This window comes from Citrobacter sp. HN-141 (assembly GCF_033341895.1).
Lineage (GTDB): Bacteria > Pseudomonadota > Gammaproteobacteria > Enterobacterales > Enterobacteriaceae > Citrobacter.
The window spans coordinates 213,835-229,271 of the sequence record NZ_JAWPBF010000006.1 but is presented as its reverse complement, the minus strand read 5'-3'; the positions used below and the strand labels follow the sequence as shown (position 1 = coordinate 229,271).

At 52.4% G+C, this 15,437-nt stretch carries 13 protein-coding genes and 1 pseudogene; 8 read left to right on the top strand and 6 right to left on the bottom strand.

What is annotated here, in order from left to right; translation table 11 throughout:
• Positions 1 to 384: 384 nt before the first annotated feature.
• From map to RYZ59_RS09890, 4 genes are all read left to right on the top strand, one after another.
• Positions 385 to 1,179 (top strand): type I methionyl aminopeptidase, encoded by a 795-nt coding sequence (gene map, locus RYZ59_RS09905; RefSeq protein WP_137383244.1) that lies wholly within the window; start codon positions 385 to 387, stop codon positions 1,177 to 1,179.
• Positions 1,180 to 1,281: 102 nt separating this feature from the next.
• The gene (glnD, locus tag RYZ59_RS09900) at positions 1,282 to 3,954 is read left to right on the top strand and encodes a bifunctional uridylyltransferase/uridylyl-removing protein GlnD (protein WP_318046226.1); all 2,673 of its coding nucleotides are present in this window, start codon (positions 1,282 to 1,284) and stop codon (positions 3,952 to 3,954) included.
• 31 nt (positions 3,955 to 3,985) lie between these two features.
• Positions 3,986 to 4,810, top strand: coding sequence for a 2,3,4,5-tetrahydropyridine-2,6-dicarboxylate N-succinyltransferase (dapD, locus tag RYZ59_RS09895; RefSeq protein ID WP_318046228.1), 825 nt, complete (start codon positions 3,986 to 3,988; stop codon positions 4,808 to 4,810).
• Between the two features lie 109 nt (positions 4,811 to 4,919).
• On the top strand, positions 4,920 to 5,306 hold the full coding sequence (locus tag RYZ59_RS09890) for a DUF3461 family protein (RefSeq protein WP_005132126.1): 387 nt from the start codon (positions 4,920 to 4,922) through the stop codon (positions 5,304 to 5,306).
• An 88-nt stretch (positions 5,307 to 5,394) separates the two neighbouring features.
• On the opposite strand, the gene cdaR is transcribed toward RYZ59_RS09890, so the two are convergent.
• The 3 genes from cdaR to dgt all read right to left on the bottom strand — a co-directional run bounded on the left by cdaR (position 5,395) and on the right by dgt (position 9,783).
• Positions 5,395 to 6,552, bottom strand: coding sequence for a DNA-binding transcriptional regulator CdaR (gene cdaR / locus RYZ59_RS09885; protein ID WP_005132128.1), 1,158 nt, complete (start codon positions 6,550 to 6,552; stop codon positions 5,395 to 5,397).
• Between the two features lie 150 nt (positions 6,553 to 6,702).
• Entirely contained in the window at positions 6,703 to 8,136 is a 1,434-nt protein-coding gene (degP, locus tag RYZ59_RS09880; protein WP_005132129.1) for a serine endoprotease DegP, read from the bottom strand.
• A gap of 129 nt (positions 8,137 to 8,265) precedes the next feature.
• A complete protein-coding gene (gene dgt / locus RYZ59_RS09875; protein ID WP_318046231.1) occupies positions 8,266 to 9,783 on the bottom strand; it encodes a dGTPase in 1,518 nt (505 codons plus the stop codon).
• Positions 9,784 to 9,866: 83 nt separating this feature from the next.
• Between dgt and mtnN the strand changes: the two genes are divergently transcribed.
• From mtnN to RYZ59_RS09860, 3 genes are read left to right on the top strand one after another with little or no spacing between them, the layout of a single operon-like run.
• The gene (gene mtnN, locus RYZ59_RS09870) at positions 9,867 to 10,565 is read left to right on the top strand and encodes a 5'-methylthioadenosine/S-adenosylhomocysteine nucleosidase (protein WP_318046233.1); all 699 of its coding nucleotides are present in this window, start codon (positions 9,867 to 9,869) and stop codon (positions 10,563 to 10,565) included.
• A complete protein-coding gene (gene btuF / locus RYZ59_RS09865; RefSeq protein WP_318046235.1) occupies positions 10,558 to 11,358 on the top strand; it encodes a vitamin B12 ABC transporter substrate-binding protein BtuF in 801 nt (266 codons plus the stop codon). The genes mtnN and btuF overlap by 8 nt, the downstream gene beginning before the upstream one ends.
• Before the next feature lie 37 nt (positions 11,359 to 11,395).
• Positions 11,396 to 12,019, top strand: coding sequence for a TRIC cation channel family protein (locus tag RYZ59_RS09860; protein ID WP_202039461.1), 624 nt, complete (start codon positions 11,396 to 11,398; stop codon positions 12,017 to 12,019).
• 119 nt (positions 12,020 to 12,138) lie between these two features.
• Here the strand turns inward: RYZ59_RS09860 and erpA are convergent, their stop codons facing one another.
• The 3 genes and pseudogenes from erpA to clcA form a co-directional block, all read right to left on the bottom strand.
• Entirely contained in the window at positions 12,139 to 12,483 is a 345-nt protein-coding gene (gene erpA, locus RYZ59_RS09855) for an iron-sulfur cluster insertion protein ErpA (RefSeq protein ID WP_003018581.1), read from the bottom strand.
• Positions 12,476 to 12,541: pseudogene (gene yadW / locus RYZ59_RS09850) on the bottom strand (small protein YadW). The gene erpA and the pseudogene yadW overlap by 8 nt, the downstream one beginning before the upstream one ends.
• A gap of 23 nt (positions 12,542 to 12,564) precedes the next feature.
• Complete coding sequence (gene clcA, locus RYZ59_RS09845) at positions 12,565 to 13,986, bottom strand: H(+)/Cl(-) exchange transporter ClcA (RefSeq protein ID WP_202039462.1); 1,422 nt, start codon at positions 13,984 to 13,986, stop codon at positions 12,565 to 12,567.
• 168 nt (positions 13,987 to 14,154) lie between these two features.
• On the opposite strand from clcA, the gene hemL reads away from it, so the two are divergent.
• Entirely contained in the window at positions 14,155 to 15,435 is a 1,281-nt protein-coding gene (hemL, locus tag RYZ59_RS09840; RefSeq protein WP_318046237.1) for a glutamate-1-semialdehyde 2,1-aminomutase, read from the top strand.
• Positions 15,436 to 15,437: the final 2 nt, after the last annotated feature.

Below are 15,437 nucleotides of genomic sequence, written 5' to 3'. Positions count from 1 at the left end.
GGGCACCCCGGAATATGTGCCGATACGTGTGTGTTGTTACACAAAGTGAGATTTGTCGCTCCCGTCCATCGTGTGTAGTCTTCGAATGGATCGGAAGTCCGGCGCGCTTTATACCACAAATACGCCAGCGACACCAATAATTGTTGGCGGTCTGTGCTGGATTGAACGATGAATTTCGTGTTACAGGCAGGCGGCAAATTTTTGAATCCCCGGGAGCTTACGGCCGGTAAGTGACTGGGGTGAAAAAATGTAGCCAACGCACCTGTGGCACGAAAGGCGAAGTTCAGAATGATTCTCAATTTGGCAGGGTACACCCCAGACTGATACCATTGACGACACTTACACAATTATTGTCGAAATAATCGACACTGATGGACAGAATTCATGGCTATCTCAATTAAGACTCCTGAAGAAATCGAAAAAATGCGCGTCGCCGGCCGTCTGGCAGCCGAAGTGCTGGAGATGATCGAACCGTTTATCAAACCGGGCGTCAGCACCGGCGAGCTGGATCGCATCTGTAATGACTATATCGTGAATGAGCAGCAGGCGATTTCCGCATGCCTGGGTTATCACGGTTATCCGAAATCCGTGTGCATCTCTATTAATGAAGTCGTGTGCCACGGGATCCCGGATGACGCTAAGCACCTGAAAGACGGCGACATCGTCAACATCGACGTCACCGTGATTAAAGACGAGTACCACGGCGATACGTCCAAAATGTTTATCGTCGGTAAACCAACCATTCTTGGCGAGCGTCTGTGCCGCGTAACGCAGGAAAGCCTGTATCTGGCGCTACGTATGGTAAAACCGGGTATTCGCCTGCGTACCCTGGGTGCTGCAATTCAGAAATACGCAGAAGGCGAAGGCTTTTCTGTGGTACGTGAATACTGCGGCCACGGTATCGGTCGCGGCTTCCATGAAGAGCCTCAGGTTCTGCACTACGATGCAGACGACGGCGGCGTAGTACTGCAGCCGGGCATGACCTTCACCGTAGAACCGATGCTGAATGCTGGTGATTACCGTATCCGTACCATGAAAGACGGCTGGACGGTGAAAACGAAAGATCGCAGCTTGTCTGCTCAGTACGAGCATACTATTGTGGTAACGGAAAACGGCTGTGAAATTCTGACGTTACGCAAGGATGACACCATCCCAGCGATTATTACGCACGACGAATAACTTATTGCCTGATGGCGCTGTCGCTTATCAGGCCTACAAATGGCACTCTCCCGTAGGCCGGATAAGCGTAAGCGTCATCCGGCTTTTTAATGGGTGGTAACAATGAATACTCTTCCTGAACAGCACGCAAATACTGCCCTCCCTACCCTGCCTGGCCAACCGCAAAACCCAGGAACATGGCCACAGCACGACCTCAACTGTACCGGCATTAAAGCCCATATTGATAATTTCCAGCACTGGCTGGGGGAGGCTTTTGACAGCGGAATTTCCGCTGAACAGTTAATCGAAGCCCGCACCGAATTTATTGACCAGTTGCTGCAGCGCCTGTGGATTGAAGCAGGTTTCGGTCAGATTGCCGATCTGGCGCTGGTTGCCGTTGGCGGCTACGGGCGTGGTGAACTGCATCCACTGTCCGATATTGATCTGCTGATCCTTAGCCGTAAAAAACTGCCTGACGCGCAGGCGGAAAAAGTCGGCGAGTTATTAACGCTATTGTGGGATGTGCGGCTGGAGGTAGGACACAGCGTGCGTACGCTGGAAGAGTGTCTGCTGGAAGGACTGTCAGATTTAACCGTCGCTACCAACCTGATTGAAACACGACTGCTGATTGGCGATGTTGCGCTGTTCCTTGAGCTGCAAAAGCATATTTTCAGCGAGGGTTTCTGGCCATCCGATAAATTTTACGCGGCCAAAGTAGAAGAGCAAAATCAACGCCACCAGCGCTATCACGGCACCAGCTACAATCTGGAGCCGGATATCAAAAGCAGTCCAGGTGGGCTGCGCGACATCCACACCTTGCAATGGGTCGCCCGCCGTCATTTTGGTGCCACGTCGCTGGATGAGATGGTCGGCTTCGGCTTCCTGACGCTGGCGGAACGCGCCGAACTGAATGAATGTTTGCATATTCTGTGGCGGATACGCTTCGCATTGCATCTGATCGTGAACCGTTACGACAACCGCCTGCTGTTTGACCGCCAGCTCAGCGTGGCTCAACGCCTCAATTATGGCGGTGAAGGCAACGAGCCTATAGAGCGGATGATGAAAGACTATTTCCGCGTCACCCGCCGGGTCAGCGAACTGAATCACATGCTGTTGCAGCTATTCGACGAGGCGATCCTCGCCATGCCGGCCGATGAAAAACCGCGCCCGATTGATGACGACTTTCAGCTGCGTGGCACATTGATTGACCTGCGCAATGACGACCTGTTTATCCGCGAGCCCGAGGCCATTTTGCGGATGTTTTACATCATGGTACGCAATAGCGCGATCACCGGAATTTACTCCACCACACTGCGTCATTTGCGTCATGCCCGCCGTCATTTAACTCAACCGCTGTGCTACATTCCGGAAGCGCGCTCGCTATTTCTCAGCATGTTGCGCCATCCGGGCGCAGTGAGTCGCGGTCTGCTGCCAATGCATCGCCACAGCGTGTTATGGGCCTATATGCCGCAGTGGTCACATATTGTCGGTCAAATGCAGTTTGACCTGTTTCATGCTTATACGGTGGATGAGCACACTATCCGCGTGATGTTGAAACTGGAAAGTTTTGCCAGGGAAGAGACCCGCCAGCGCCATCCGCTGTGTGTGGATCTGTGGCCGCGCTTGCGTCAACCGGAACTCATTCTGATTGCTGCGCTGTTCCACGATATCGCCAAAGGTCGTGGCGGCGATCACTCTATTCTGGGGGCTCAGGACGTACTCAAGTTCGCCGAATTACACGGACTCAACTCCCGCGAAACGAATCTGGTCATGTGGCTGGTGCGCCAGCATCTGTTGATGTCGGTGACCGCTCAGCGCCGTGATATTCAGGACCCGGAGGTAATTAAGCAATTCGCCGAAGAAGTACAAACGGAGCACCGTTTGCGCTTCCTGGTCTGCCTGACCGTTGCCGATATTTGCGCCACCAACGAAACGCTATGGAATAGCTGGAAGCAAAGCCTGCTGCGCGAATTATACTTCGCCACGGAAAAACAGCTGCGTCGTGGAATGCAAAATACCCCGGATATGCGCGAGCGTGTGCGCCATCATCAGCTTCAGGCGCTGGCGTTGCTGCGAATGGACAACATTGACGAAGAAGCGCTGCACCATATCTGGTCACGCTGTCGCGCCAACTATTTCGTGCGCCACAGCCCAAATCAGCTGGCCTGGCATGCGCGCCATTTGCTGCAGCACGATCTGAGCAAACCGCTCATTTTACTCAGCCCGCAGGCAACGCGAGGCGGAACGGAGATTTTCATCTGGAGCCCAGACCGCCCTTACCTGTTTGCCGCCGTCTGCGCCGAGCTGGACAGACGTAATCTTAGCGTTCACGATGCACAGATTTTCACCACCCGTGATGGCATGGCGATGGATACGTTCATCGTTCTGGAGCCGGACGGCAGTCCGCTGTCGTCAGACAGGCACGAAGCGATCCGTTTTGGGCTGGAACAAGCCATTACTCAACGCAGTTGGCAGCCGCCGCAGCCGCGTCGTCAACCGGCAAAATTACGCCACTTTACCGTCGATACCGAGGTTACTTTTTTGCCGACCCATACCGACCGTAAATCATTCCTCGAACTTATCGCACTCGATCAACCAGGCCTGCTGGCGCGAGTCGGGCAGATTTTTGCCGATCTGGGAATTTCGCTGCATGGCGCCCGAATTACAACTATTGGCGAGCGAGTAGAAGATTTATTCATAATCGCCACCGCCGACCGGCGTGCCCTTAATAATGAGCTGCAGCAGGAAGTACATCAACGGTTGACAGAGGCCCTCAATCCAAACGATAAAGGGTAATGTTTTTATTTATTATGGAAAGAGTTTAACAATGCAGCAGTTACAGAACGTTATTGAGTCCGCTTTTGAGCATCGTGCCGACATCACTCCGGCAAATGTGGATACCGTAACCCGTGAAGCGGTTAATCAGGTTATTTCTTTACTGGATTCCGGTGCACTGCGTGTCGCAGAAAAGATTGACGGCCAGTGGGTCACCCATCAGTGGCTGAAAAAAGCGGTCCTGCTCTCTTTCCGTATTAACGATAATCAGGTTATCGATGGTGCGGAAAGCCGCTACTTCGATAAAGTGCCGATGAAATTCGCCGACTACGATGAAGCACGCTTCCAGAAAGAAGGCTTCCGCGTGGTTCCGCCAGCTGCCGTGCGTCAGGGTGCGTTTATCGCCCGTAACACCGTGCTGATGCCGTCTTACGTTAACATTGGTGCGTATGTCGATGAAGGTACGATGGTTGATACCTGGGCCACCGTAGGTTCTTGTGCGCAAATCGGTAAGAATGTTCACCTGTCCGGCGGCGTTGGCATCGGTGGTGTGCTGGAGCCATTACAGGCAAACCCGACCATCATCGAAGATAACTGCTTTATCGGTGCGCGTTCTGAAGTCGTGGAAGGCGTGATTGTCGAAGAAGGTTCCGTTATTTCCATGGGCGTGTATATCGGTCAGAGCACCCGTATTTACGATCGCGAAACCGGCGAAGTGCATTATGGCCGCGTACCGGCGGGTTCTGTTGTCGTTTCCGGCAACCTGCCGTCGAAAGATGGCAAATACAGTCTGTACTGCGCGGTGATCGTGAAGAAAGTCGACGCCAAAACGCGTGGCAAAGTGGGTATCAACGAACTGTTGCGTACCATCGACTAACAGCAATTTGAAAAAGCGGGCTTAGCCCGCTTTTTTTACATCTGCGAGTGGCATAAACAAGGCTTTTCGTTAATTATTCAATGGTTATAGTGAGCTTAAGGGTACCGCTATGTATGACAATCTGAAAAGTCTGGGCATTACTAATCCTGAAGAGATCGATCGTTACAGCCTGCGGCAAGAAGCCAACAACGATATCCTGAAAATCTATTTCCAAAAGGATAAAGGCGAGTTTTTTGCCAAGAGCGTGAAGTTCAAATATCCCCGTCAACGTAAAACAGTGGTCGCTGATGGCATCGGTCAGGGCTACAAAGAGGTGCAGGAGATCAGTCCAAACCTGCGCTATGTGATCGACGAGCTGGATCAGATCTGCCAGCGCGATCGCAGTGAAGTCGATCTTAAACGCAAGATCCTCGATGATTTACGTCATCTGGAAAGTGTCGTGACCAATAAGATCAGCGAAATTGAAGCCGATCTGGAAAAACTGACGCGCAAATAACGGCGAGTGAATGTATTCGTAGGCCGGGTTAAGGCGAAGCCGCCACCCGGCATTTTGCTTGATGGCGCAACGCTTATCAGGCAATTAATCAATGCTGCTCATCCAGTTGCAACGCCACATACAGCAGCAGTCTGTCATCGAAATTCCCCAAATCCAGCCCGGTAAGTTCTGAAATACGATTCAGACGATATTCAAGCGTATTGCGGTGGATAAATAGCGCCTTTGAGGTCGCCAGCGGCTGTACGTTGTGGCGAAACCATGCCGCTAATGTCCTCCGCAGCAAGCCATTGTTATCCATCGCTTTCAGTCGTACCAGCGGACGAGCCAGCTCATTAGCCTGCCAGCCACCACGCAGGCTGTCTAACAGCACTGGCAACATTAAATCCTGGTAAAAATAGCTGCGGCTTTCCGGCATGCGCTGCTTACCGACCATCATGGTCGTACGTGCGGTACGATACGAGCGGGCAATGCTGCCCGGCCCGGTAAAATAGTTGCCCAGCGATACGCGAAAGCGTAGCTGTCCGTTCTCTTTCATACGGGCGATCAGCTGTTCAACACGCTTGCGATGATCTTCTGCATCCCAGCGACCAAACTGATTCAGTGCGGGTTTCAGAACCACCATCTCAGTCAGTGAAACTATCGCAATCAGGTTATTTCGTTCTGGTGTCGTCAACGCATTTTGTAATTGCTGTAGTTCAGCCATAGCGCTGTCTACACCGAGCTGACCGCTGTCGACCTCCACCACTGCTACCACGCGTGGCTGGTTCAGATCTATACCTAGCCGCTGCGCCCATTCCACCAGCGCCGGGGTGTTCTCTTCAGCCTGAATCAGGTTCATCACCAGTTCTTCACGCAGACGACTGTCCTGCGCGAGCAGATGCATCAAACGCGACTGCTCCAGCATCATTTCGGCGGTCATACACACCAGTTCACCGTACTTACGCAAATGCTCCGGCTCACCGGTTAAACCAATAACACCAACAATTTCGCCTTCAAGCCGCAGCGGCAGGTTTATTCCCTGTCGCACGCCGTGCAGATGTCGCGCTACCGCATCATCAATATCGACTACCCGGCCCTGTGAGAGCACCAGCAGCGCACCTTCGTGCAATTCACCAATACGTTCGCGATCGCCGCTGCCGATGATCCGCCCACGGGCATCCATTACGTTGATATTGGTATCAATGATGCGCATCGTGCGCGCCACGATATCCTGCGCCATTTTGGTATCGAGATGCCAGCCAGCCATAAAGCCCTCCTGTGAGCAGTGCTCAAGCATAGGGAAGAAAACAGGCTGCGACATTGTGCAAATGCACAAAGCAGAAGAGAGAAGTATGGAGTTGTGGTAGGTATCACAAAAAGAAACCCCTTCCCTGATATGGGAAGGGGTTCAGAAGGATTACTGCATCAACAGGTAGATAGAGCTGTCGCCGCGCTGAATGTTCAGCGCCAGAACAGCCGGTTTACTGTCGAGAATTTTGCGCAGTTCCGCGATGTTTTTCACCGGTTGCTGGTTAGCACCAATGATGACATCCCCTTTCTTCAGGCCAATCTGTGCCGCCGGTGAATTCGGTTTCACATCGCTTACCACGACACCTTTGTCCTGGCCTTTGTTGCTCATATCCGCACCTTCAATGCCTTTGAAGATAGAGCTGGAATCAACCTGAGTCTGGCTGCTCTGCTGTAGTTCCAGGTTCACCGTTACCGGCTTACCGTCGCGCAGCAGGCCAAGGTTAATTTTGCTACCCACTGGCATGGTACCAACCTGCGCACGCAGGGCAGCGAAGCTGCTGATGGGTTTACCATTCAGTGATGTAATCACGTCCCCAGCTTTGATGCCGGCTTTCGCTGCGGAAGAGTTCGGCATTACCTGGCTGACGAATGCGCCGCGCTGGGCGTCAACTTTCATCGCTTTCGCCAGCTCAGAGCTCAGTTCGGTCCCCATAATACCCAGCTCACCGCGTTTAACCTGGCCGAACTCAACCATCTGCGAAGTCAGGTTTTTCACCATGTTGCTTGGGATAGCAAAACCGATCCCGATGTTGCCGCCGTCCGGCGCGAGGATCGCAGTGTTAATCCCGATCAACTCACCATTCAGGTTAACCAGCGCACCACCTGAGTTACCGCGGTTGATCGCTGCATCCGTCTGGATAAAGTTCTCGTAGTTTTCGGCATTCAGGCCACTACGCCCCAGTGCAGAAACGATACCCGAAGTCACCGTTTCACCAAGGCCAAACGGGTTACCAATCGCTACAGTGTAATCCCCCACACGCAGCGCATCAGAATCTGCCAGCTTAATTGCCGTCAGGTTTTTCGGGTCCTGGATCTGGATCAGCGCGATATCAGAGCGCGGATCTTTTCCGACGATCTTCGCGTCAAACTTACGTCCATCGCTCAGTTGAACCTTGATCACCGTGGCGTTATCGACCACGTGGTTGTTGGTCACAACATACCCTTTCGCGGCATCAATGATGACGCCAGACCCCAGCGCCATAAATTTCTGCTGCTGTCCGCCGCCGTTGTCAGCGCCCGGAGCACCACCCTGGCAGAACGGTGAACTCTGGAACGGAGAACCGTCCTGGCAGAACGGAGAGTTATCACCGAAGAACTGCTGGAAATTACGCGGCATACGCGGCGTATTGACCGTCGTGCTCCCCTCGACATTAATGCTCACCACCGATGGCATCACTTTTTCGAGCATCGGGGCCAGGCTTGGCATCTGTTGGGCAGTTGTTGCTGAAGACGCTGTCTCAGCCGCCGTTGCAGACAGGGGGGACAACGCCAAACCTAAACTCAGAGCCAGTGCACTCATTGCTAATGTGGTTTTTTTCATGTGTTTCGTTCTCGATTAACAGGTCACGCAAAATTGCTGTATACCTCAGAGTCGTTTTATAGCGCTAAGTTCCAGAATGAAGTTTAAGGAAAAAGTAAAATTTTATTGTCCGTCTTTACAAATGATTATTTATTGTTCTACCGCCATCAACCGTCTATATTCATCCCAGGCATACAAGTCAGTCATCCCGCTGATATAATCCTGAATTAAACGGCAGCGGTAATAATATTCCATAACCGGGAACTCGGCACTACCCGGCAATATTTTACTGACCGCCTCAACATAAGCAAGACGATGGCGGGTAGACAACTTTTGAAATAATCGTGATTCGATAGGGAACTGTTTTAATCTTTCGTGTTCAACCAGCCCGCTAAAGTCAGATAATGACATTTTTAACAGTGGTTGGTAGATTTCCAGAAGCCCACTGATAACCCGATAGCCTTGCAATTCCAGTTGCTCCACATCTGGATGGCTAAACACATGTTTTACCGCTACATTTTTATAAACCCCAAGCAACTGACTGAAGCTACTGGCATCTTCTAATAAAGCGTGATTAAAACTCCCCTCAAAAATTTGCGGCAAATTATCAATAAAACGCTGAGCGGCGTACGGTACCAGCTTATTCAGCGTGTTAACGCGTAAATACATAAAGAACTGATCTTCGGTACTCCGGCTTAATGTATTTGAACGTGATTTTTCCCAGGCATTCTCAACAACCTGGCTAAACAGGGAACCTTTTTCATGTTGCCCCCACGCCTCATACAGATGGTGGTAAAGCTGCTCGACGCTGAAGATTCTTTTCTCAACGGCATCCTCCAGATCAGCCACACAATAAGAGATATCGTCCGCTGCTTCCATAATCCAGGTTAATGGAAAACGACTGTAAGGCGCTAAGGATAATTCTTTACGTAACCGCTCAATATACGGTTCCTCGGAAAGGTAATATCCCGGTTTCTTCATTAAATAGTTATGCGTCGCCGGCGTACCTCCACGCCACCATGCCGGGCGCGTATATTTTAAAATACCCCCCACCTGCGACCAGGTCAGGTTCATACGCATCAGGGTATGCACCAGCCGAATGCCCTGTGCATTGCCTTCAAAATGGCACAGGTCCTGACGTACCTTGCGGCGAATATCATTGAGCGACTCTTCACCTTCACGTAAACGTAACGCCGGCACCAGGCAGCGATCGTCGCTTAAGGGCTGGCTTTCAGCATCAGCCGGATAGAGTCGCTGGCGAAACCAGTCATTAATTGCTGCCTCGCCAAAATGACCAAACGGCGGATTGCCGATGTCATGCATCAGGCAGGACATTTCGACGATGCTTTCAAAGGGACCGGTCAACTCATCCAGGCCGTACTGCTCCAACAGCTTTTGCTCTTTCAGTCGGCTGAGGATCTCTTTGGCGATATAACGCCCTACCTGCTGAACTTCCATCGAGTGCGTCAGGCGCGTGCGCACCGCCGCATTACGTTCCAGCGGAAAGACCTGGGTTTTTTGCTGCAGTCGGCGAATAGCCGGAGAATTGATAATGCGTCCGCGGTCGCTTTCGAAAATGCGCAGGATCTCATGCTCAGATTTCACGCCCTGCGGCGAACGGTAACGACGATGCCAGTTTATTTTTTTTCGGAAATCGATCTGTGCCATGTCCTCTCCCGCCTGAGAAATGCGCTACCCCTTAAGCGCATGATAGACTATGCCCTCAAATCTGGCTTATCGCGAGTAAATCTATGAAAATCGGCATCATTGGTGCAATGGAAGAAGAAGTTACGCTGCTGCGTGACAAAATCGAAAACCGTCAGACAATCGCTCTTGGCGGTTGTGAAATTTACACCGGCCAACTGAACGGTACTGAGGTTGCGCTACTGAAATCAGGCATCGGTAAAGTGGCTGCGGCGCTGGGCGCTACGCTGCTGCTTGAACACTGCAAGCCAGATGCCATCATCAATACCGGTTCAGCGGGTGGCCTGGCTTCTACGCTGAAAGTGGGTGATATCGTGGTTTCTGACGAAGCGCGCTATCACGACGCTGACGTCACCGCATTCGGCTATGAATTTGGCCAGCTACCGGGCTGCCCGGCCGGTTTTAAAGCCGACCCGGCACTGATTGCTGCAGCGGAATCCTGCATTGCCGAACTCAATCTGAACGCCGTCCGTGGACTGATCGTCAGCGGCGATGCCTTCATTAACGGTTCCGTTGGCCTGGCAAAAATTAAGCATAACTTCCCGCAGGCGATTGCCGTTGAGATGGAAGCAACCGCAATTGCGCACGTGTGTCACAACTTTAACATGCCGTTTGTTGTCGTTCGCGCTATCTCTGACGTCGCCGATCAGCAGTCCCATCTCAGCTTTGACGAGTTCCTGGTCGTTGCCGCGAAACAGTCAAGCCTGATGGTTGAAACGCTGGTGCAGAAACTGGCACATGGCTAAATACATCTTCAGGGCGCTAGTCGCCCTGCTTTTCACTCTTCCGGCGTGGCTTTACGCCGCGCCGCGCGTTATTTCGCTTTCCCCAGCCAACACTGAACTGGCCTTTGCCGCCGGTATTACCCCCGTTGGCGTCAGCAGCTATTCAAACTACCCGCCCGAGGCCAAAAATATTGAAGAGGTCTCAACCTGGCAAGGCATGAATCTGGAACGTATTGTCGCGCTCAAACCCGATTTGGTTATTGCCTGGCGTGGAGGGAATGCCGAGCGGCAGGTTAATCAACTGACCGCCCTGGGCATTAAGGTCATCTGGGTCGATGCCGTCACCATCGAGCAGGTCGCTGATGCATTGCGTCAACTTGCGCCATGGAGTCCCAAGCCTGAACAGGCAAAACAGGCAGCGCAAACCTTGCTTGATGAGTATGCTTTACTAAAATCTCAGTATGCCAACAAACCGAAAAAACGTGTGTTTCTCCAGTTTGGCGCAAATCCTCTGTTTACCAGTGGAAAAGGTTCCATTCAAAACCAGGTTCTTGAGGTATGTGGTGGAGAAAACATCTTTTCCGGCAGCCGGGTTCCATGGCCGCAGGTCAGCCGCGAACAGGTCCTGGCAAGAGCCCCTCAGGCAATTGTTGCTACCGGCGGTTCAGGCGAAATTCTTAAAATTGAGCAATACTGGGGAAATCAGCTTAAAATCCCGATTATTACTCTTGATAGTGACTGGTTTGAACGCGCGAGCCCGCGTATTATCCTCGCCGCAAAACAACTCTGTAATGCGCTTTCACAAGTAAATTAGCGCCTGCCCCCACCAGGTTTGTTGTGAGGATTTAAAAATGCTCGTCTATTGGCTGGATATTGTCGGTACCGCGGTATTTGCTATCTCTGGCGTATTGCTTGCCGGAAAACTGCGTATGGACCCCTTTGGCGTTCTGGTCTTAGGCGTGGTAACCGCCGTCGGTGGCGGTACGATCCGCGATATGGCGCTGGATCACGGCCCCGTATTCTGGGTTAAAGATCCCACCGATCTGGTGGTGGCGATGATCACCAGTATGTTGACGATCGTGCTGGTGCGTCAGCCTAGACGCATACCGAAATGGATACTTCCGGTGCTGGATGCCGTTGGTCTGGCGGTGTTCGTGGGTATTGGCGTGAATAAAGCGTTTCTCGCAGGAACCGGACCACTGGTGGCAATTTGTATGGGGGTCATTACCGGTGTAGGCGGCGGAATTATTCGCGACGTGTTAGCACGTGAAGTGCCGATGATCTTGCGTACCGAAATCTATGCTACGGCATGCATCATTGGCGGGATCGTCCACGCCACCGCGTTTTATACCTTTAATGTGTCGCTGGAAAACGCCAGTATGATGGGGATGGTCGTTACTCTGCTAATTCGGCTTGCCGCTATTCGTTGGCATTTGAAATTGCCGACGTTTGCGCTGGATGATAACGGACGTTGATGTGACGATGCAGAACATGTAGGCCGGATAAGGCGTTTACGCCGCCATCCGGCACATTGCCCGGTGGCGCTACGCTTACCGGGCCTACACCATCAGACCGTCGGTATTACAGACAGCAATCAGATGCTGAAAGAGGAACCACACCCGCAGGTGCTTTTGGCGTTCGGGTTAGTCACAACAAAGCGAGAACCTTCCAGACCTTCGGTGTAATCAACCGCACCGCCTACCAGATACTGCAGGCTCATCGGATCAACCACCAGACCAACACCTTGCTTCTCAATGGTCATATCACCATCGTTTACCTGATCATCAAAGGTAAAACCGTACTGGAAACCACTGCAACCACCGCCGGTGATATACACGCGTAATTTCAGATTTGGGTTATCTTCATCTGCGATCAGGCTTTTTACTTTATTGGCTGCTGCTTCAGTAAATTGCAGTGGCAGCGCTACGTCATCACTCATATTTTGCTCCAAACGACATTGGCAATTGGGCAAATTATAACCCAATGGTTGAGGCCATTATCTAATACCCTGGTATTTCGTTCAAGTATTCTCGCCCGTGGCGGTACTCTGGCTTTTTGCCGCCTGCTCCGCTTCCTGTTTTGCCAGTGTGCGGGCAAGGATAGTCGAGTATAGCGGTTTTCCACCCATAAACTGGGCTAATAGTGTTGCGCCAAGACAGGTAATAATCATTGGCAAAATGAGCTGATAGTTATCCGTCATTTCCAGCACCAGCACAATGCCCGTTAACGGCGCACGCACTGAAGCGGCCAGCAATGCCCCCATCCCGGCAATAGCAAACGTCCCCGCCTCCAGATGATACTGCGGAAAAGAGGCCGCTGCAGCCATACCAAATGCCGTTCCCAGCAATGTGCCTAATGCCAGCATCGGGGCAAATATCCCACCAGGCGCGCCGGAAGAGAAACACAGCAGCGTGGTGATAACCCTGGCGATAAAGATGAACAGCAGCAGGCCCACGCTGAAATTGCCCGCAGCGGCAATCGGGATCAGATTAAATCCACCGCCTGCCGCTTCAGGTTGAATCAAACCGAGGATCCCGCACAGGCCGCCGATCGCGCCGCCCATCAGCACCCATTTTTTAATTTCACCACCGTGGAAGCGTTGAAACATATCCTGGGTACGCAACACCATGGTATTGAACAACGGTCCAACGCAACCAAAAATAATCCCAAGGATGAGGTACAACCACAGCGTATTAACCGGCGCATTGGAGAGTTTCCCAACCTCAATAATCGGGGCCTCGCCGTTGAAAATACGAAACACAATGCTCGACATAATCACGCCAGTAAATACGGCTTTGATCGACACGAGGTTATAACGAAACTGTGGTCGCATCTCTTCAATAATGAACAGAATGCCGGCTAAAGGCGCATTAAACGCGGCCGACAGCCCCGCAGCCGCACCGGTTGCCAGTAAGGTGTGCCGCGCTTCGGCACTACGCATGCGGAAAATATCCAGCACCATGCGCCCGATATTGCCACCAATTTGCACCGTTGGCCCTTCCCGGCCAAGCACCATCCCGGCACCCAGCGTCCCCATACCACCGATAAATTTTACCGGCAGCACACGCCACCAGCGCACAGGTCGCAATTCTTCCAATGCGCCTTCAATCTCCGGGATCCCCGAACCGCCCGCTTCCGGCGCAAATTTACGCACCAGAAAATAGCCGACCATCGCCAGCAATGCAGAGAGGATAAACGCCAGCGGCCACAGCAGAATGGCATGGTCAGCAACCTGAGCCAGCGCGCCAATACGCTGATTCTGCACCCAGGTAACGGCTTTCTCAAACGCCACACCCACCAACCCCGTCACTGTCCCCACCACGGCGGCCATCAAGAGGATCGCCAACGGCGTTTTGTCACGATCGAGGAGTCGACGGATCTGATCCCTGCGCCGTAAACGCACAATTTGTTGTGCTTCAAAAGAAGGGGTGTCTGTTTTCATCAGATAATCATTAATTGGTAATACAAATACGGAAACGGCATTCTACTCGCACGTTTCGTGAAAATCCCCTGCAAATCGTATTGTTTCAAATACGCAAAACTTTCATAACCTTCTCTGAATAACTAGAATAGCGGGCATTTACTTTTTCTACGAACCAGGACCCCATCCATGAGTAAGTCTGAAAACCTCTACAGCGCAGCACGCGAACTTATCCCCGGCGGCGTTAACTCCCCAGTTCGCGCCTTTACTGGCGTGGGTGGTACTCCGCTGTTTATTGAAAAAGCGGACGGCGCATACCTGTATGATGTCGATGGTAAAGCCTATATCGATTATGTCGGCTCCTGGGGGCCGATGGTGCTGGGTCATAACCACCCGGCAATTCGCAATGCCGTGATTGAAGCCGCAGAGCGTGGTTTAAGCTTCGGCGCGCCAACCGAGATGGAAGTAAAAATGGCGGCGCTGGTCACTGAGCTCGTGCCGACCATGGACATGGTACGTATGGTGAACTCCGGTACCGAAGCCACAATGAGCGCAATCCGTCTGGCGCGTGGTTTCACCGGGCGCGATAAAATCATCAAATTTGAAGGCTGCTACCACGGTCATGCTGACTGCCTGCTGGTCAAAGCCGGTTCCGGCGCGTTAACGCTCGGTCAGCCTAACTCTCCGGGAGTTCCGGCAGATTTCGCGAAACATACCCTGACCTGCACCTATAACGATCTTGCCTCAGTACGTGCGGCATTCGAACAGTATCCGCAGGAAATCGCCTGTATTATCGTTGAACCGGTTGCGGGCAACATGAACTGCATCCCGCCACTGCCGGAATTCCTGCCGGGCCTGCGTGCGCTGTGTGATGAGTTTGGCGCGCTGTTGATCATCGATGAAGTCATGACCGGTTTCCGCGTCGCACTGGCGGGGGCGCAGGATTATTACGGCGTAGTACCGGATCTAACCTGCCTGGGTAAAATCATCGGTGGCGGCATGCCCGTTGGCGCATTCGGTGGCCGCCGCGATGTGATGGACGCGCTGGCGCCGACCGGTCCGGTTTACCAGGCGGGGACGCTGTCCGGTAACCCAATCGCGATGGCGGCAGGATTCGCCTGTCTGAATGAAGTCGCACAGCCTGGGATTCATGAAACGCTGAACGAACTGACCACGCGTCTGGCGGAAGGTCTGCTGGAAGCCGCTCAGGAAGCAAATATTCCGCTGGTGGTTAACCATGTCGGTGGGATGTTCGGGATTTTCTTCACTGACGCAGAAACCGTAACCTGCTATCAGGATGTGATGGCATGTGACGTTGAACGCTTCAAGCGTTTCTTCCACATGATGCTGGATGAAGGAATTTATCTGGCGCCGTCCGCGTTTGAAGCAGGCTTTATGTCCGTGGCGCACAGTGAAGAAGATATCAATAACACCATCGACGCCGCACGTCGGGTGTTTGCGAAATTGTAAAA